The sequence below is a fragment of the Roseburia hominis A2-183 genome, from assembly GCF_000225345.1.
GTDB classification, from domain to species: Bacteria; Bacillota; Clostridia; order Lachnospirales; family Lachnospiraceae; genus Roseburia; species Roseburia hominis.
Genome location: NC_015977.1, coordinates 2,729,378 through 2,748,325 on the forward strand (window position 1 = coordinate 2,729,378; position 18,948 = coordinate 2,748,325).

The following is an 18,948-nucleotide window of genomic DNA, read 5'->3' on the forward strand; positions in this document are numbered from 1 at the left end:
TTATTATAAAATACATAATCGCAGAACATGCAACTCCTACAGGATATGTTATTGTCATAGATGCCATTCATATAATTGTTCACACTAGACATTTTATAATACCTCCATTCTTTCATTAGGCTTTCGCATTAAAAACCGCCTCAAATGATATGTTTATAACTGTTTCTGTTCTCATCCGTTACAGCAAGTCCTGTTAATCCGGTATTCGGATCAATCCAGTCTCCATTTTTGTCATACTGGCTCATCAGGTTCTTAATTGCCTGAACATTTGTAAACATTGCACCGTTTCCATTTTTCATCATCTCACTCAGTACTGCTTTATACTTTTTACTGTTTGTGTCGATCCCTGCTGCTTTTAATTGTTTCTGTACAGAACTGCTATTCATTTGATAATCTGGATTACCAAAGACTGTTGGTTTATCCTTCAGAATGTACAAGCGATCAGATAACCACCATTCTTGCACTTGTAGAAGCCTATCTTCGTACATATAAAACCCATGAAACAGAATAGCAGAAAGATTTTGATTTTCTCTTGATTATTTCTGCATTTTTCTGGATAAAAACAGGGCGGTCAGCTCTCCATAGCCTTCCACCCTGTCATCTTATCTTTTCATAGAAGAAACTATTGATTATATTGGCAATTCACAATCTTTTAGCCAAAATCGCAGTTCCAACCAATGCACCAATTTGATATTTCCCTTTTACCGAATCCTTTTATGCCTTAACATCACAACTTCCTCCGATAGATGGAGCTGTACCTACTGCCTGTGCTACAACATTCTCTGTAATGCTTTTCATATCCGTACCAATTGCAAATATTGTGCGTCTATCTTCCTGAATTTTCTTCATCTTCTCTTTTCTTTCAGCTCTCCGTTCTGCAAGTTTTTGTTCATTTTCTTTCTTTTTCTCGATTTTTCTATCTTCATCAGCCTTTTTTTGTTCTTCGCTTGGTCCTGTAATAACCATGGAGCCCATATTACCATCCTTATCTATCCATACCTGACGATACTTAACTTCACTACCAGTCATTGATTTAATCATTGAGTCAGCCCATCTATCTAATGCTGGAATTTTTGACAACATATTTTCATATTTTGTGGCAACCTCTGGATTACTCATCATCCTATTTAAAATCTCAGGAGCAATCCTCACATCTGTTTTTCCTGTACGATTAGCTGTTTTTACATTTTTATCCGAACTTCCTGCCACAATATCTATTTGAGGATTTTTTTCCTGCAATTTTTTTACATAATCTTCCTGACTCTCTTCTGTTTTGCTCACCTGTGAATTTTCCTTTGTTTTTTGAATATCACAAGCTGCCTTTTTAACCGTGTTCTTGTAACCTGATGCATAATACGATGTGTAACTGCTGTTATTGATACCTGTAATTGCCATAATCCTACCTCCCTGTTATTGAAACTTAAAATAATTTCTATTATATTGAACGACTTGGATATTTAATTTCCGTTGATGTAAATTCATCTTCTGCCGAAACATTGATATGCCCACTGCTGTCAATAGCATACTCTTTACCATAAACGAAAAACGTATCTCCTTCTTTATATCCGATTTCTATCCAGTTTATATCATTTAACTGTTTTATCTTTGCGTCAACATTTATGGTCTTTCCTGATTCCTGCAATAAATAAGTGTGTTTTCCTGCTCCCGCATCTATAGAAAAGAATCCCGGAGAAATCCCGACTTTCTCACAGACGGACAATACCTCCTCATTGCTGTAGAGATACCCCCACACACTCTTTCCCTGTGCCAGATCAGACAGGATATTGCCTGCCTTACACATTTCCCACTTATAATTTGTTCCTTTTTGATTTGTATTCTCTGCAAGCAACGATTCCGAGGCTGCCCAGCCTATCCTTCCATTATTGACCGTCCATGTATATTTACTGCCACTTGATGTTGTCCATGCATAATAACTTTTATTACTTAGTACCAGAGAATTATTCGCAGCACAAATGCCTGACATGGTGCTTGTATTCATTTTCGGTACTGCATAATTAGGTACTACCTGTCTGCTCCCATTAAGGTCAAAGGAAATAACCCCGTACTCCTTAAAATCAGAATTATATCCACAGGAAACATTCTCCCCAAAATTGATTGCATCCAAAATAGCACTTGAATTATTATAGTTTGCAAAATAATAAGCTAATTCACTGTTAGAAATATTCGCATTTTTATCTATCAGTGCAGCTATGGATTGCTTTGAAAAGCCTCGTGCAGCATCAGAAATACTTAAACTGTCCTGTTTTTTATTATTTCCTGCTCCAAGCAACATCTGTATTGCTTTTTGGTGTATTCCTGCCCCTGCCTGCTTTGAATATGTCAATAGCTGGTTTACTGTGTTTACATCTGTCACTGTCTTCATAATTATTCTCCAAACCCTTTTTCAACATTAAACGCCAAACATATGCTGCAATTTGTCCAGCATATTATTTACTCTGCCTTCAACAGCTTCTGGCTGATTCCTTAATTCATACCTGCTTCCATAGTAATCATTTAAACGGTCTTTCATCTCATTACAAAATAATTTTTGATCTGTTTTACCATTTAAAAACTGATTGCAGATACCACTTATCTCTTTCTTCTCATTTGTATAAAAAGCTGTCTCATCTGAGATTATTTCTGACTTGTACTTATAAGATTCTGTTTTGCTTCCAATTCCAACAACCATGTAATCTGGTGTCATTTTCTCCATGATAGAATTACGTGCCGAATCATTAAAATGAACATATTCGTCAATCATGTCTGAAAAACCTGCTTGTAATTGATCTGGAACATACATTTCATTTACTTTTCTTAGCCCCGCTTCACTTGCACTTAACAAAAATACAGATTCATAGGAAGTTCCTCTATATCCCTCCTGAGCATTCAAAGAATCTACATCTGCTGTCATTGCATTAATCTTCTCTTTTAAATCTTTCATTTCATCTTCTGTCAAATATTCAGAAGCATTTTCGTCCAGCCATTTTTCAAAAACCTCTGATTGATTTTCCGAACAGCCTTCAAACGCATTTTGTTCTCCAGAAATGGAAGTTGCTTTCAAATCTAATTTGAATAAATTTTCACATTTATATTCTGCTGGTATTTCTTTTATCTCTCCATTGATTGACGAAAAATGCATTGTATGAAAATCCGATACCTTATTACGAGCAGTCTCAACTAACTTTCTTGCTGAATCACTGATTTTCACATCATCCTCCGAAATAATATTCTGAGGAACAGTTGTTTTCTTCTCAACCTTATTTTTTATCATCTCTGGATTATTAATATACCTATTTCCTTGAACTTTCATAGCAACCTCCTTAAGTTAGTCCACACTTTCTATACTTCTTTATCTATCTTGCTCGATGTCAAAGAACCTGCATCTATTTTCAGGTAATCTACATCACTGTCATTGCTCAATGAACCAATAAAACGATTTATATCTACTGACTTTCTGCCACTCTACTCTCTGGTGATGCCATCCAATGCACCAATTTGATATTTTCCTTTTATCGAATCCTCTTATGCCTTAATATCAAAACTTGATCTATCAGGTGCAGAAATACTCACAGATTCTGCTACAAGGCTCTGTGTCATACTTTTTACATCATTACCAGTTATGGATAAGGTATAATCACCCGTTTCTTTTCTTTCTGCCGATTTTTCTGCACGTTGCTTTGCAGCTTTTTCTTCCTCTGCTTTTTTAGCAGCTCTTTTCTCTTTTACTTTTTCCTCTTTTTCTCTGTTCTCTTTTGCTTTTCGTTCAGCATTCTCTTTCGCTATTTTCCCATCTGGATCATTTGTACCAGATATTGCCACCGAAATATTTCCGTTTGCATCAATCATATAACTCAGATTTGTCAAAGTGCCCAAACATCCATTCACCGCACTTTTTGCACAATCTGGAATGGCTGCTAAGTTTTCCTCCAGATACTTTGCTTTTTCTGGATCATTCATACACTTCTGTAAAAATGCACTTGAAACGGATACTGTTGTCGGAACCCCTTGCATTGAAGTCGTTCCCGTATTCATATAATGGTATTTTCCTTGCAAGTATTTTGAATAATCATTTACATTGCTATACCCCGTCTTAATCTGCTCTGTTTTTGTCACACCGGGACGTGATGTTTTTAATTCAACTGTACTTGTTGTCACGTTGCCGTCTTTTGTATTTGTACTATCCTTTTCACTATCTGTTTTTTTTACAGTATTCTTATAATTTGAAGCATAATACGATGTGTAACTGCTGTTATTGATACCCGTAATTGCCATAATCCTACCTCCCTGTTATTGAAACTTAAAATAATTTCTATTATATTGAACGACTTGGATATTTAATTTCTCTCAGCCTCAATATGATATGTAATCCAAGTTCTCTTTTTTCCCTATGTTCAAATGACTAAGCACTATTTATACTTACTATTTGCATTTGGCAAATTAAGATATGTATCCATACTTTTCGTCCAAAGCAACGATAAGTCAAACCTTCCCAATTTGTTTAAATCTTCTATGCTTTTTTTGAACATTGAGATAAAATCTCTTCTGTCGTTAAGTCCCATATTACCAGCTTCAAGCGGCAAAGATGTGAAACCTCCCTGCTTCTCCACTTTGTAATGTGCCTCCAATGCACGCATTTCGACTACTGTAGCACTTGATGGATTAACGTCATTGATATATATTCTTTGTTCAAACTCTTTTCCATTTTCATCCACACCTTTCGCTAACACCACCGGATTTTCATCCGTTGAATCATCCGCATATTTAAGACAATAAGAAAGACCGGTGCCATTACCTCCTGTCCACAACATATTATCTGTTGTGAATATCTGATATACCTTCGGTGTTTCTGCCGTATAAAATGTCTTTTCCCCAGATGCAGGCGTTTTCATATTATTGCCTTTTTGTTGGCGGTACATTGAAGATACCGTATTTAGACCAGAACCAATGTGCATACTTCTGTTCCTCCAATCATTTTATCTGAATTGTAAATGTACTGCTTGTATTCCACCATCGTCATATCTTTAGCAGACACAGAACCTATTTTTGAATTGCCCACTATACTTCCACTAGCTTCGCTCTTTTCTCTTACACTATCCGCAAACCTTGTATCTTCCTTCTCCTGATCTTTAGCCGCATTTTTCTGCTGGTACTGATTGTAAGCCCGTGTCATATAGTTCACATTAATTGTATTACTCATAGTAACCTCCTTTGCTTTCTTTATCGGATAAAATAACCTGTTCTCCTAGTCCCATATCATCAAACGACCATATTACGCACACAAAGACCATATTTTTACAAGATGACCACTGCCTTAGTAGAAGCTCTGTATCTCAAACTCTTTGAAATACAATGCTTCCCTGCATTTTCTATATCGGCATGTTGATATTATTACTTTACTATCCTGCACACTCTCTGAGAGTGACTGTATCTATCAAAAAAGAAGCCAGCAGTTTATTCACGCACTGCTGACTTCTTATAATACTACTCATTTTATTTACTTCGCTGCGTCTCAGACAATTTTTTTATTTTTAAACATAACCTCTGTTTTCCCGCCATCCCTTTACATACCACCTGATTCCAACATATACCAGTTGCACGAATAATAAGAGAAATAGCAGATTGATTGGCAATACTTCCTTTATCCAATCCCCAAAGTAGATAGCTATTGCCATACTTACAAGTATCACCATTATGGTAATCATATCCCAACAGTATTTCTTATATAGCCCTGCAATCTTTATTTCGATGAATGCCAAAAGTATTCCCACACCCACCAGACATCCACCGCAAATCAATATTCTTATCAGCCAGTTTATAATTCCAGCAACGACAGGATTGGATATTCCATCACTAATCTGTGCCACGTTCTTTCCTGCCAGTACAACCCAGCCAGCAATGGTCTGTGTGAAAGTTGCGATTGTATCAAAGAATACCACGCAATCAGAAATAAATATTTTTGACCGTATCATCTGAAAAAGAGTAGTTGATACGGAATACCATATCAGCAGAAACATCAATGCTTCATACATGGCTGTTTTTGTTTTATATCTGCCTGCCAGTTTTTCCCTCTGCATATCATACTTTTCCTTAGCTTTCAGATAAGCTGTCTGTTTACAATTCCCGCACTTTTGATAGAGTACCGGCTTTTCAACCGGTATCTCTACTTTTTTCTGATGGGAGAGTGCATAATCCCGTTCCTGTTCTGCCTGTCTCTGCTTATCTCGACATTCCTCTATCATGGCTTGGACGGTGTGTGTTTTCTCTTTCTCGCTCTGCAACAATTCTTTTGTTTTCCTCAAGTCGTTCTTTAAGGCTTGAATGTTCTCTGTTTTGTTCTCGCTGTTTAACTTCTCGTTCAAGGTCAGCGATTCGTCGAGCTGCACTTTCAGTTCCCTGATAGTCCGGTCTTTCTGGTCGAGTTCTTCCTGCATCTGCTCTGTCAGCAGAAGCAACTCTTCCAGTTGATCGTCGCTCTTTGAGTTTCTTAATTCGTTCATCAATCAACCTTCCTTTCTCTAATTGCTGTTCAAGTTCAGTAATTCGCTGTTCTGTTTCTGCAATAGCCGGTTCTCGCTGTTTAATTTCTGTGCCAATTCCTGCCATTGCTGATTTTCGTCTGTGAGTTTCTGTATCTGGTCTGTCTTTTCTTCCAGAAGCATCAACAGTTCTTCTGTATCCGGTAAGATTTGTAGCAGCTCTGACAATTCTTTCTCTAATTGCTGCAATCGTTCTTCCTGCTCCTGAAAGCACATCAGCTTCTCGTCCTTTTCCTGTATCTCCTGAAGCATCTCTGCCATGATATTCTGCTGTTCCTCTATCTGTGTAATCATTGCTTCCATCATGGGAATTACTTCTTTGCTTTCTTCTAATGTCATTCAACCACTCCCTCCACATCGACAATGCACCGGATACCTTACCAAAGGTTGCAATTACCTTTTGCAGCAGTGCATTTTGTTTTTTTATCATCTGGTTTTCCTCGACCTTCCATGAACCTTTCCTTATCTGCCCGGTGAGATATTTTTCCTCAATCTTCCTTGCATCTGCACCCTCATGAATCGTAGGGACTTTCAATTTGCCCTGTCTTTCATAAGAGCGGTGGTCAATCAGATTGTCTATGGATAAATGCCGGTTACACATCTTTGCCCATTCGCTTCGCCATAACTCACAATTCTTTGGATTGTTCCAGCCGGTAGCGTCAGTCAGAACCCTTTTCCATTGTTTTCTGTTTCTTGCCCCGACTTTCTGTACTCCGTTTTCATCAAGTACCGGAATACGGATTCCATGACGGTCTGGATTTTTCTTATCCTGCCACCAGTCCGGGTGGGATTCATCAACCACGATATTTCCGTCAGTATCTCTGACAAAATCCCAGTCCTTGACTTCCTTGCTGCCCCATGAGTGGTCTGGATTGAATGGTCGCATGGTTACAAGTAAATGCACATGTGGGTTCCCGTCGCCCTTATCGTGTATGCTCCAGTCGGCACACATTCCCTCGTCCACGAAAGTCTTTTGAATATATTCGGTTGTATAATCAATCTGTTCCTGTCTGCTCCATTCTTTCGGCAGGGAAAATTCAAATGAGCGTCCAAGCTGTGCATCTGCATTTTTTTCTATCTTCAATACCTCATTCCATAGACGCTGTTTCTGAAATGTGATTTTAAACTTTTCCAGTGCGGCATCTTTATCATCCGCTCTTTTATAACGGATAGACTGTTGAAACCTTTTTATATTTTCTTCCGGTACATGCAGCCATTCAGGAGGTGCATTTTCGCACATCATCAGACTGGTGTAGACGACTTCCTTTTTGGAAGTATAGTAACTGATTCTGCCTGTTTCCTCATTCTTCATCACATCTCCATTAAGATATGCCGATGCGGATATGACAGATTTTCCTTTACTGCGCCCGACAATCTTTACTGTAAAGTGAAATATCGCCATGATACGATTCCCCCTTTCTGCCGTATCCGGCATTGATTTCCGACAGCATCTTCTTCTGGTTTGGCAGAAGTGAAGCTGTCGGAACGCCCTCTGCGCAAGAGTGCCCCCTGCGGCATGAGCAGGTCTGGCTGAAAGCCCCGCCGACGGAACGAGCCCGGCAAGCGTAAGCGCAGACCGGTTGCCACTTGTGGCAAACTTATAAGGACGACCTCTGGTTGTCCATAAGTGCGCCCTTCATTCAAAGGCAATGAAGGGAATGGAAAAACCACTCCCTCCGCCATTACACTTCCTCCATATCTGTAAGTGGCTCTTTCTGCATCGCCTTTGAGAAAAACTTTCCGTTTGTTTCCTGCCTTTTTAAGAAGCCTATCAACTTTGGTAAATCTTCCTCCTCAATCGGACAGCCAAGAACCGATTCCACCGCACCGCCAATCTGACAGAGCCTGTGGGTTCGTTTTTTACTTTCCTCGGCTTTCTTTCTCTTTTCCAGTTCCTTTCGCTGTGCAATGAGCTTTTTGGTAGCTTCGATGCTTTCCTGTTCCTTTTTCTCTAATGCACGTATTCTTTCTTCATAAGTCTTTGTTGATTTCGCCATATCGTCTTCATCCTTTCTCTTATAATCAAATCTTGCTCTGCTAAGATTTGGCACACGATTCTGGTCAGCTCTGTTGACATAATTCCAATCAGAATCGTGGTGCATCCTTGCGGAGCATTATCTTGTCGATGTTTTTCCGACAAGATAAACATTAGTTCCCGGTTGCATATCAGGAGAAGCACATGGTATAATCCTCTTGCGTGTAGGTATATCATGGCTTCGGTCTGATAGAACCTTTGGCGGTTTCGTAGGAAGCCGCCTTTTTAAGTTGCCACATTTCTTGTGACAGTTTTTACATTTCCTTTATCCCTCAGATCTCGCCCCTCGTTGGCTTCCATGAACTTTTCCAGAATGTCAGTTTTAATAAGGACTTTTCTTCCGACTTTTAATACCGGAAGTTTCTTCCATTCAACCAGCTTTCTCAAAGTGTTTCTGCCAATTCCTGTATAGTCGGCTGCTTCCTCGATGGATAATGCAATCTTTCTTTCCGTCATCTTGTCACCTCCTTATGAATTGCATTATGCAATTTTTGTTGTGCTGTTAGTATAGCGGTTTTATATTGTGTTGTCAAGCGTTATGAAATTTTAAAAATAATTATTATATTGCATATTGCAATTATGTGAGGTACATGCTATAATTCATACATACCGAAAAAGGAGGCAATCAGCATGAAAGATAAAGAACTACGCAAGCTGATAGGCAGCAGGGCAAAACAGCGTCGTCTGGAATTAAATCTGACACAGCCTTATGTTGCAGAGAAGATGGGAGTTACCGCTTCCACAATCCTGCGTTATGAGAATGGTTCGATTGACAATACCAAAAAGATGGTGCTGGAAGGTCTTTCGGAAGCACTTCATGTATCTATTGAATGGCTCAGAGGGGAAACCGATGAATACGAAACCGATATTACGGATAAGAAAGAATTACAGATTCGTGATGCAATGGGCGATATTCTCAAACAGTTACCTCTCGACCTTAGTAAAAAGGAAGATGCTTTTTCCAAAGATTTACTGCTGTTGATGTTAAAGCAATATAACCTGTTTCTGGAATCATTCCAGTTTGCCTGCAAGAATTACAAGGGCAACACGAATGAAGCTGATATTGCAAAAGTAATGGGGTTTGAATCGAATGATGAATATAACGAGATTATGTTTCTCCGGGAGATCACCCACACTGTTAATGCCTTTAACGACATGGCAGATATCGTAAGGCTTTATTCCAAGAAACCGGAAATGGCAGAACAAAGGCTTGAAAATCTTTTATCAGAAGTTTTGTATGAGGATTCCGATTCGGTATAGAACGACAACCGGAGTTATGATATACTTACACGCAAGAAGCATTTCATCAGTTCCGATTGTCTGATATCGAAAGGAGACACACGATTATGGCAAAAGGATCTGTAAGAAAAAAAGGAAAGAAATGGTACTACCGCTTCTATGTAGAAGATGCAAGCGGCAATCTGGTTCAGAAAGAATACGCTGGAACAGAAAGTAAAAGTGAAACGGAAAAACTGCTCCGTCAGGCAATGGATGATTACGAAAGCAAGAAATTTGTCGCAAAGACAGATAATCTTACTGTAGGAGAACTTCTTGATATGTGGGCGGAAGAAGAACTGAAAGTCGGAACACTCAGCAATGGTACAGTGGAAAATTATCTTGGTGCAATCCGTTGTATCAAGAAACATCCGATTGCAGAACGCAAATTAAAAACCGTTACTGCTGAACATTTACAGGCATTTCTCGATCTGCTTACATTCGGTGGGGAATTTCCAGATGGAAAAGTGAGAAAAGGATACAGTAAAGATTACATCCATTCCTTTTCAGCAGTATTACAACAGGCTTTCCGGTTTGCAGTATTTCCAAAACAGTTGATTACTTTTAATCCTATGCAGTATATTAAGCTGAAAAAACAGGCAGAGGATGTGGATTTATTCTCAGATGATGAGGTAGAAGAAGGCATACAGCCTATTTCCCATGAAGATTATGAGAGACTGATAGAATACCTCAAAGTAAAGAATCCACCTGCAATCCTGCCAATCCAGATCGCATACTATGCGGGACTTCGTATCGGTGAAGTTTGCGGATTGACATGGCAGGACATCAATCTTGAAGAACAATGCCTGACCATTAAAAGAAGTATCCGCTATGATGGCACAAAACATAAAAACATCATCGGACCGACCAAGCGAAAGAAAGTAAGGATTGTTGATTTTGGCGATACTCTGACTGAAATACTGAAAACCGCCAGAAAAAAACAGCTTAAAAGCCGGATGCAGTATGGTGAACTTTACCACCGCAATTTCTACAAGGAAGCACAGGACAAAAACAGAGTGTATTATGAATATTATCATCTGGACGGAACCGAAGAAATCCCGGTAGATTACAAGGAAATCTCCTTTGTCTGCCTGAGACCGGACGGATGTCTGGAACTGCCAAGCACACTCAGCATTGCCTGCCGATCAGTTGCAAAAAGGCTGGACGGATTTGAGAATTTCCATTTCCACCAGTTGCGACACACCTACACAAGCAACCTCCTCTCAAACGGAGCTGCCCCAAAAGATGTGCAGGAACTGTTAGGGCACTCTGATGTCAGTACCACAATGAATGTCTACGCCCACTCTACAAGAAAGGCAAAGCGGAACTCCGCCAGACTTCTTGATAAAGTGGCAGGCAACGACTAAATAAAAAATTCCCTTATTTCCCTTGCTGATTCCGCATAAGGTCAAAAATAAGGGAAAATACATATCATTTCACTATTTAAGGGGCTGGAAAGCCCGTAAAATAAGGAAAGTTCAAGAAATCTCTCCACAAATTCCGATTTATCCCTCTGCCCCATGCTTACATTGCTCTTCTTCCCCCTCAAGTTCCTGCAACGCATGATAATAATTTTCCATCCACGCTGCCTGTTCCCGCGCTTTTAACGCTTCTGAATCCTCCTCCTCGATGTCCTCAGGCCACTCTTCTCCTTCTTGTAATCCCTGCATAAGCAACCAGTTGTGAGGCATTTGAAATTGAAGTATTTCTCCCAGATCACTTTCCAACGTAACCGCTGTCATCATCGGCTCGCCCGGCAAGCGTTCCTCATCTCCATCATCCATTTCGTCCATTCGTTGTATTGTCCACATTTCAAAGTTCCTCTATCCCAGTGATAAGCCCCTCAAAAATATCACGTTCATATTACGCTCCGGCAAAAGTCCGGGCGAGGCGCGTTCACATGGCGCATATCCGTCTGCCGCATGCAAGCATGCGCAACCGTCTCTGTTCATACCCGCAGTGCTCGTCCGAAAAATCATAGATTTTCCGGACTGACGGGCATTCGCCCTATCATCCGCAACATCTGCGATATATAGCCTGCAAGCAGACATATATCGCAGCCGTCACGTCTGGCACTGCTCATTGCATATGCACATTATATCACATCTTTTTTCAATTGCAAACAAATGTTCGCTTTTGTTATAAAAAGAGTTCTCTCCACAGAATGCATTTTCTTATAAAGCAGAAAAAGACACCCATCCACTTCGTACATATTACTTTGTACACGCAAACAGGTGCCTTTTCCCAACCAGCGATCCTGAAACGATCGCGCTATTTCTTCTTTTGTTATCCGTTATTTATATGAGAAAGTCTTTGCTTCCCACAAAACGCAATGATAAAGTCAGTAACACAATTACTGCTTATCCATGCTCGCTACGATCGCATCCGCAAGTGCCTCAAGCTGTCCTTCCTGCTCCGGTGCCATCGCCGATTTTATGGTGATCTGCGTATCCAGAATCGTCACATTTTTCAGTTCCGCCAGTTTTTCTCTCATCTGCTTTGCCGTCGTCGGTGCCCAGGTGCCGTTCTCCATCAGTGCTACGGTCTTGTTCTGAACCGCAAGTGCCTTCATGTCGGCGAGCAGGTTCTCCATCACCGGATAGATGCCTCCGTTGTAAGTCGGCGCTGCAAACACCACATGGCTTGCGCGGAAGATCTCACTGATGAGCTCCGACACATGGGTGTTCGAGACATCATAAACGGCAATCTTCTTCACGCCCTTTGCCGCAAGTCTTCCTGCAAGCGCATCCGCCGCCGATGCCGTGTTACCGTACATCGTTGCATACAGAATCACAACCGCCTGATCCTCCGCCTCATAGGTGCTCCACTTCTGATATTTTTCCAGAATATAGCCCAGATTCTCCCGCCAGATGGGTCCGTGGAGCGGGCAGATCACTGCGATCTCCAGCCCGGAGGCTTTCTTTAACAATGCCTGCACCGATGCACCATACTTTCCGACGATATTCGTGTAATATCTTCTGGCATCATCCAGCCAGTCGCGGTCAAAATCGACTTCATCCGCAAAAATATTGCCGTTCAATGCGCCAAACGTTCCGAATCCGTCCGCAGCAAAAAGCACCTTGTCCTTCTCATCATAGGTTACCATTACCTCCGGCCAGTGTACCATCGGCGCCATCACAAAGTGCAATGTATGCGCACCGGTTGCAAGCGTATCTCCCTCTTTTACCGTCACGGCTCTCTCCGCGAAATCCGTTCCGAAGAACTGTTTTATCATTCCAAATGTCTTGGTGTTTCCGACCACCTGCACTTCCGGGTAACGGCGCACCAGATCCCCGATCATCGCACAGTGATCCGGTTCCATGTGATTGACAATCAGATAATCCAGTTTCCGTCCGTCGAGCACATGCTCCAGATTTTCAAAAAACTGTCCCGCCACGGACGCATCGACTGTATCCAAAAGTACCGTCTTCTCATCCAATAATACATAAGAGTTGTAGGATACCCCGCGCGGAATTGGAAATATATTTTCAAACAGCGCCAGTCTTCTGTCACTGGCTCCAACCCAAACAATATCCTCAGTCACTTTTCTTACGTTGTACATAGTGTTCCTCCTTCTGTCCGGCAGTCTGCCGTCTCATATTCTACCTGTTTGGTATGAATTATAAATCAGATTTCTGGAAATTGCCACCCAAAAATGCACTCTGTATGTATTTTTCTGCATACAGATGAAAATATGCAAAAAGAGCATTCCCGGCAATAATTATCTACCTGAAATGCTCTCTCTTCCTTATGCTGTTCTGTCGACTTTTCTGCCGGATAAACAGCGTTCTGCCGTCCGCCCGTCATTGCAGTCTGCCGTTTGCAGCACTCCTACTGCGCTGCGTTTCTGCCGCAGCACTGCTTATACTTCTTGCCGCTTCCACACGGACACGGATCGTTCGGATATACCTTTGCCGCAGCACGCTTCTTCGGCGTGTTCGTCGCAGACTCATCCTTGTTCGTTCCGGTCACTTTCGCTACCTGCTCACGCTCAACCTTCTGCTCAATCTTCACATGATACAGTAGCCGGATCGTATCCTCCTGAATGCTCGCCGTCATCTCGTCGAACATGTCAAATCCTGCCATCTTGTACTCGACAAGCGGATCTCTCTGTCCGTAGGACTGCAGTCCGATACCCTGACGAAGCTGATCCATATCATCAATGTGATCCATCCACTTGCGGTCGATCACCTTCAGGAGAACGACACGTTCAAGTTCACGGAACTGCTCCGGCTCAGGGAACTCCGTCTCCTTCGCCTCATACAGCTTCACTGCACGCTCCTTTAACAGATGCTTCAGTTCCTTATTATTCTTAACGCTGTCCACGTCCTCCGGCGTCACTGCCTGCATCGGAATCATGGAGAGGATCAGCTGGTTCAGTTCATTCAGATCCCACTCTTCCTTCGGAATATCAGAAGAAATACAGGTATCTACACAATTTTCCACACGATCCGTGATCATCTTGAAAATCGCATCGCGCATGTTCTCTCCGTCCAGTACGCGGCGGCGCTCCTTGTAGATAATCTCTCTCTGATCGTTCATAACCTGATCATACTCAAGAAGATTCTTTCTGATACCGAAGTTGTTGCCCTCGATCTTCTTCTGCGCTTTCTCAATCGCAGATGTCAGCATCTTATGCTGGATCTGCTCACCTTCCGGAACACCGAGTGCATTGAAAATGTCCATCAGCTTCTCAGAACCGAACAGACGCATCAGATCGTCTTCAAGAGAAATGAAGAACTGGGACTCACCCGGATCTCCCTGACGTCCGGAACGACCGCGCAGCTGGTTATCAATACGTCTGGATTCATGACGCTCTGTACCGATGATCTTCAAACCGCCTGCAGCCTTCGACTCATCATCCAGCTTAATATCGGTACCACGTCCTGCCATGTTGGTCGCGATCGTCACCGCTCCATGCTGTCCGGCACCGGCTACAATCTCAGCCTCTTTTTCATGGAACTTTGCGTTCAATACCGTATGCGGAATTCCCTCGCGCTTCAGCATGCCGCTGATCAGCTCGGAAGTATCGATATTGATGGTACCGACAAGTACCGGCTGTCCCTTTTCATGGGATTTTACCACTTCCTCCACAACCGCCTTGTATTTTTCATTCTTTGTCTTGTATACAACATCATGATGATCGATACGGGCGATCGGGCGGTTGGTCGGGATCTCGACGACGTCCATGCCGTAGATGTCGCGGAACTCCTTCTCCTCCGTCAATGCGGTACCGGTCATACCTGCTTTCTTCTCAAACTTGTTAAAGAAGTTCTGGAATGTGATCGTTGCCAGAGTCTTGCTCTCTCTCTTGACCTTCACATGCTCCTTCGCCTCAATCGCCTGATGAAGTCCGTCTGAATAACGGCGTCCCGGCATGATACGTCCGGTAAACTCATCGACGATCATAACCTGGTCGTCCTTCACCACGTAATCCTGGTCGCGGAACATCAGGTTGTGTGCGCGCAGCGCCAGAATAATGTTATGCTGAATCTCCAGATTCTCCGGATCAGCCAGGTTCTCTATCTTGAAGAACTGCTCAACCTTCTTCACACCATCCTGTGTCAGGCTGACCACCTTATCCTTCTCGTTTACGATGAAGTCTCCGGTCTCCTCCTGCTCCACGCCCATGATGGCATCCATCTTGGAATACTCCGGCATGTCCTCACCGCGCTTCATCTGGCACGCCAGAATATCGCATGCTTCATACAGTCTGGTGGATTTGCCGCTCTGTCCGGAAATGATGAGCGGTGTACGCGCCTCATCGATCAATACCGAGTCGACCTCGTCGATGATGGCAAAATGCAGTCCGCGCTGCACCAGCTGCTCCTTATAGATTACCATGTTGTCACGCAGATAATCAAAACCAAGCTCATTGTTTGTCACGTAGGTAATGTCACAGTTATAGGCATCCCGGCGCTCATCGTTCGTCATCTCGTTCAAAACCACGCCGACTTTCAGTCCCAGGAATTCATGGACCTGTCCCATCCACTCAGAGTCACGCTTTGCCAGATAGTCATTGACTGTGACGATGCACACGCCCTTGCCCTCAAGCGCATTTAAGTATGCCGGCAGTGTCGATACCAGAGTCTTACCTTCACCGGTCTTCATCTCTGCGATACGTCCCTGGTGGAGAATGATACCACCGATAATCTGCACGCGGTAATGCTCCATGCCGAGCACACGCTTCGCCGCCTCGCGCACCGTCGCATATGCCTCCGGAAGAAGATCATCCAGCGTCTCGCCGTTCTCCAGTCTCTCCTTATATTCCTTCGTCTTGTTCTTTAATTCTTCATCGGAAAGTGCTCCCATCGCCTCGCGGTAAGATTCCACCTTGTCGACAAGCGGGTAAATCCGCTTTAACTCACGCTCGCTGTGGGTTCCGAAGATCTTCGTTATTGCACTCATAAAAAGCTCCTACTCCTGTTTTTACACAAAACTGTGTCAAAATCCATTCTCCTGCGGGACACCTGCAAAAGGGTATGACCCCGCACAATATTGTTATTGTAACACTTTTCCAGCACCACCACAATAAAAACAGGCGTAAAAGAATTGTAAATTTTTTATTAACTGCCGCTTTACTGCAAATTTTTCTTGCACACTTCCGGTTCCATGTTATACTCAAAAGTGATCTGAACGATCTATTTTTTCAATAAAGGAGGATTTCAAAATGACATACACATATAAGACCAAGGGCACCTGCTCCACACAGATTGATCTTGAATTAGAGGGCAACATCGTGCATAACGTAAAGTTCACCGGCGGCTGCAACGGCAATCTTCAAGCGATTCCGAAGCTCGTCGAGGGTCTTACCGTCGAGCAGGTTGAGGAGAAAATCGGCGGCATCTCCTGCAACGGACGCCCGACTTCCTGCGGCGATCAGCTGGCTAAGGCCTGTCGCGAAGCCTACGAGGCATCCAAGCAGGCGTAAGGAAACACCTGTAAACGCAAAACGCGCCTGTCCCGGGACAGGCGTATTGATTTTTGTGGACTAAGTTGCAGGAGTAGAAACCGAGCGCTCAATGTTCCGGCTGTAACGGAGGCGGCATTTCTAATCGCAAAATCCGCCCCTGCCAGAAGCGGCCGGAACATAAGATGCTCTGATTTTTTGCATAATAAAACGTCCCCGGCATTTTCCGTCTCTGTCTCCGCCCGGCTCCGTCAGATCTGCGTTACGTCGGGGTCTGCAGAATCGGCTGGATCTGTTTGCCGGCGAGCGCCGCCTCGATTGTGTCCGGCAGGAGCTCCATTTTTGCAATCATGGAGTTCGGCTTGCTCTTGCAGTTGTCCTGCCCGAACGGAACGAAATAAATATTTTTCATATTCATCAGCATTCCGATATTCTTAAAGCTGGCGCCGAGCGCATCGTTCGTCGAGATGGCAATCACAAGCGGCTTACCGTTGCGCATATGCGCTTTGGTCGCCATCAGCACCGGCGTATCCGTGATTCCGTTGCAGAGTTTTGCCGCCGTATTTCCGGTGCAGGGCGCAATGACCATGATGTCCAGAAAATTATTCGGTCCGATCGGCTCCGCCGCACAGATGGTACGGATGCCCTCATTTCCGGTAATCTCGCAGATTCCGTCCACATAATCTTTCGCACTTCCGAACCGCGTGTCACACGTCTGCGCATTAAATGAAAAAACCGGCACCACATTGGCGCCCATATCGCACAGCCGCTGTATTTCTTTTCTTGCTTTCGCAAACGTACAAAACGAACCGGTAATTCCAAGCCCGATATTATAATTGGAAAAATCCATCACATTTCATGCTCCTTTCGCACGAATCTCTCCACCGCCCGGTCCAGAATATAGGCGCTCTCCTTCGGCGCATATTTTCCCGGAAGTCCAAGTGCCAGATCCGCACGGATGCCGCACTCTCTGGCGCAGGCAAAATCCGTACCGCCCGGTTTGGACGCGATGTCTAAAATATATGCATCCCGCGGCAGTTCGCGGATGATCGCACCTGTAACCACAGGCGCAGGAACCGTGTTGACCAGCATTGCCGCCCCCATCGCTTCCTCCGGTCCAAACGCAAAATCCGCGGCATAAAATCCATCCTTCTTGGCAAGTTTGCGCACTTCCCGTCTTCTTGCCAGCACCGTCACGCGCGCGCCGAGCGCTTTCAGCCTCGCAGCCACCGCTCTGCCGCAGCAGCCGTAACCGGTGACGATAATTTTTGCCTCCTCAATGTTATAAGGGCTGTGGTTCACAAGCTCCGCGATCACGCCCTCCGCCGTCGCCACTGCATTTTCTTCCGTCACAATCTCATCTTTCATAAAATCCAGATAGTGAATGTCCCGGCGCTCCAAAAGCTCCTGCTGTTCTGTGGAGAAGCAGCCTCCAAGCACCAGCGTATCGTTCGTCAGGTTTTTATTCAATATATCGTTCAGCATTTTCTGTTCCGGTATCTTTGTCACCGGAATCGGGAGGATCAGCATATCCGCCTCCGCCAGAAAACTTTTCAACTTCTCGATTTGTTCTTTTACCGTCCCGCTGTTTCTGATATCCAGGCAGCGTACGTTGAGTCCTCTTTTGGTCATAATCTCCGCCAGATAAACCTGGCGCATGTCACTGATGAGAAGTATGGTCTGTCTATTCATAGAATTACGCTCCCTTCTCTTTATTATATGAAGCGCACGCTCTTCTGCCACAGCGAAGCATTTACATGTATTTTACGAAAAATATATATTATATCTATTGCATCTATATTTTCAGAATATTTTTTCGTTTATTCTTTGTTTATTGTTTTTAAATATTTTTTATTATAATTTTCTCATTTTATGCTTGACTTTTTCTCATATATCAGATAGAATAAAGACAACAAAAAGAAAGGAAAACGAAATCGAAGGAAAGGAAGGTACAAGCCACCAGAAACGTAACGATTTACCCAAAACGATATTAAGGAAAGAGAGGTACAGACCACCGAAAACGTAATTGCATTCGTTTTTTTCTAACTCCCGAAAAACACACGTGACAATCCAAATCATGGAAAGAGGAATCAGTATCAGATGAGTTAATCAGATATGATGCGATATCCACCGTCATAAGAAGAGTGATACAAGGTACGAAGGAAGCGAAGAAGTCCGAAAGAAAAAGAAAA

At 43.1% G+C, this 18,948-nt stretch carries 19 protein-coding genes and 1 pseudogene; 3 read left to right on the top strand and 17 right to left on the bottom strand.

Annotated elements, in window-relative coordinates; translation table 11 throughout:
• Positions 1-143: 143 nt before the first annotated feature.
• The 12 genes and pseudogenes from RHOM_RS12200 to RHOM_RS12255 all read right to left on the bottom strand — a co-directional run.
• Positions 144-437: pseudogene (locus tag RHOM_RS12200) on the bottom strand (DUF3879 family protein); the annotation flags it as partial.
• A gap of 277 nt (positions 438-714) precedes the next feature.
• A complete protein-coding gene (locus RHOM_RS12205) occupies positions 715-1,395 on the bottom strand; it encodes a DUF6033 family protein (RefSeq protein ID WP_014080626.1) in 681 nt (226 codons plus the stop codon).
• Positions 1,396-1,435: 40 nt separating this feature from the next.
• Positions 1,436-2,383 (bottom strand): hypothetical protein, encoded by a 948-nt coding sequence (locus tag RHOM_RS12210; RefSeq protein ID WP_014080627.1) that lies wholly within the window; start codon positions 2,381-2,383, stop codon positions 1,436-1,438.
• A 27-nt stretch (positions 2,384-2,410) separates the two neighbouring features.
• The gene (locus RHOM_RS12215) at positions 2,411-3,310 is read right to left on the bottom strand and encodes a hypothetical protein (protein ID WP_014080628.1); all 900 of its coding nucleotides are present in this window, start codon (positions 3,308-3,310) and stop codon (positions 2,411-2,413) included.
• Between the two features lie 212 nt (positions 3,311-3,522).
• Positions 3,523-4,272 carry a hypothetical protein gene (locus RHOM_RS12220; protein WP_014080629.1) on the bottom strand — a complete coding sequence of 250 codons (750 nt, stop codon included), beginning with the start codon at positions 4,270-4,272 and terminating at the stop codon, positions 3,523-3,525.
• A gap of 134 nt (positions 4,273-4,406) precedes the next feature.
• The gene (locus RHOM_RS12225; protein WP_014080630.1) at positions 4,407-4,952 is read right to left on the bottom strand and encodes a hypothetical protein; all 546 of its coding nucleotides are present in this window, start codon (positions 4,950-4,952) and stop codon (positions 4,407-4,409) included.
• The gene (locus tag RHOM_RS12230; RefSeq protein ID WP_014080631.1) at positions 4,931-5,197 is read right to left on the bottom strand and encodes a hypothetical protein; all 267 of its coding nucleotides are present in this window, start codon (positions 5,195-5,197) and stop codon (positions 4,931-4,933) included. The genes RHOM_RS12225 and RHOM_RS12230 overlap by 22 nt, the downstream gene beginning before the upstream one ends.
• Positions 5,198-5,528: 331 nt before the next feature.
• Entirely contained in the window at positions 5,529-6,239 is a 711-nt protein-coding gene (locus tag RHOM_RS12235; RefSeq protein WP_014080632.1) for a DUF6040 family protein, read from the bottom strand.
• On the bottom strand, positions 6,217-7,938 hold the full coding sequence (locus tag RHOM_RS12240) for a MobA/MobL family protein (protein WP_008115703.1): 1,722 nt from the start codon (positions 7,936-7,938) through the stop codon (positions 6,217-6,219). Before RHOM_RS12240 ends, RHOM_RS12235 begins: the two co-directional genes overlap by 23 nt.
• Positions 7,914-8,219, bottom strand: a complete 306-nt coding sequence (locus RHOM_RS12245) for a hypothetical protein (protein WP_005345966.1) — start codon at positions 8,217-8,219, stop codon at positions 7,914-7,916. Before RHOM_RS12245 ends, RHOM_RS12240 begins: the two co-directional genes overlap by 25 nt.
• The gene (locus RHOM_RS12250) at positions 8,219-8,533 is read right to left on the bottom strand and encodes a hypothetical protein (RefSeq protein ID WP_014080633.1); all 315 of its coding nucleotides are present in this window, start codon (positions 8,531-8,533) and stop codon (positions 8,219-8,221) included. The genes RHOM_RS12245 and RHOM_RS12250 overlap by 1 nt, the downstream gene beginning before the upstream one ends.
• Positions 8,534-8,796: 263 nt before the next feature.
• A complete protein-coding gene (locus tag RHOM_RS12255) occupies positions 8,797-9,027 on the bottom strand; it encodes a helix-turn-helix domain-containing protein (RefSeq protein ID WP_008115699.1) in 231 nt (76 codons plus the stop codon).
• A 174-nt stretch (positions 9,028-9,201) separates the two neighbouring features.
• Here RHOM_RS12255 and RHOM_RS12260 point away from each other — a divergent pair, with 174 nt between their 5' ends.
• Both RHOM_RS12260 and RHOM_RS12265 read left to right on the top strand, forming a co-directional pair.
• Positions 9,202-9,831: a helix-turn-helix domain-containing protein gene (locus RHOM_RS12260; protein WP_003505395.1), complete on the top strand. Its 630-nt coding sequence runs from the start codon at positions 9,202-9,204 to the stop codon at positions 9,829-9,831.
• Between the two features lie 86 nt (positions 9,832-9,917).
• Entirely contained in the window at positions 9,918-11,213 is a 1,296-nt protein-coding gene (locus RHOM_RS12265; protein ID WP_014080634.1) for a tyrosine-type recombinase/integrase, read from the top strand.
• Positions 11,214-11,351: 138 nt separating this feature from the next.
• On the opposite strand, the gene RHOM_RS12270 is transcribed toward RHOM_RS12265, so the two are convergent.
• The 3 genes from RHOM_RS12270 to secA all read right to left on the bottom strand — a co-directional run bounded on the left by RHOM_RS12270 (position 11,352) and on the right by secA (position 16,254).
• Entirely contained in the window at positions 11,352-11,639 is a 288-nt protein-coding gene (locus tag RHOM_RS12270) for a hypothetical protein (protein WP_242823134.1), read from the bottom strand.
• A 560-nt stretch (positions 11,640-12,199) separates the two neighbouring features.
• Entirely contained in the window at positions 12,200-13,408 is a 1,209-nt protein-coding gene (locus RHOM_RS12275; protein WP_014080636.1) for an FprA family A-type flavoprotein, read from the bottom strand.
• 269 nt (positions 13,409-13,677) lie between these two features.
• Positions 13,678-16,254 carry a preprotein translocase subunit SecA gene (gene secA / locus RHOM_RS12280; RefSeq protein ID WP_014080637.1) on the bottom strand — a complete coding sequence of 859 codons (2,577 nt, stop codon included), beginning with the start codon at positions 16,252-16,254 and terminating at the stop codon, positions 13,678-13,680.
• A 262-nt stretch (positions 16,255-16,516) separates the two neighbouring features.
• Between secA and RHOM_RS12285 the strand changes: the two genes are divergently transcribed.
• Positions 16,517-16,777, top strand: coding sequence for a TIGR03905 family TSCPD domain-containing protein (locus RHOM_RS12285; RefSeq protein ID WP_014080638.1), 261 nt, complete (start codon positions 16,517-16,519; stop codon positions 16,775-16,777).
• Between the two features lie 241 nt (positions 16,778-17,018).
• On the opposite strand, the gene RHOM_RS12290 is transcribed toward RHOM_RS12285, so the two are convergent.
• Positions 17,019-17,606 (bottom strand): dipicolinate synthase subunit B, encoded by a 588-nt coding sequence (locus RHOM_RS12290; RefSeq protein WP_014080639.1) that lies wholly within the window; start codon positions 17,604-17,606, stop codon positions 17,019-17,021.
• Complete coding sequence (locus tag RHOM_RS12295; protein ID WP_014080640.1) at positions 17,606-18,448, bottom strand: dipicolinate synthase subunit DpsA; 843 nt, start codon at positions 18,446-18,448, stop codon at positions 17,606-17,608. The genes RHOM_RS12290 and RHOM_RS12295 overlap by 1 nt, the downstream gene beginning before the upstream one ends.
• Between the last annotated feature and the right edge of the window lie 500 nt (positions 18,449-18,948).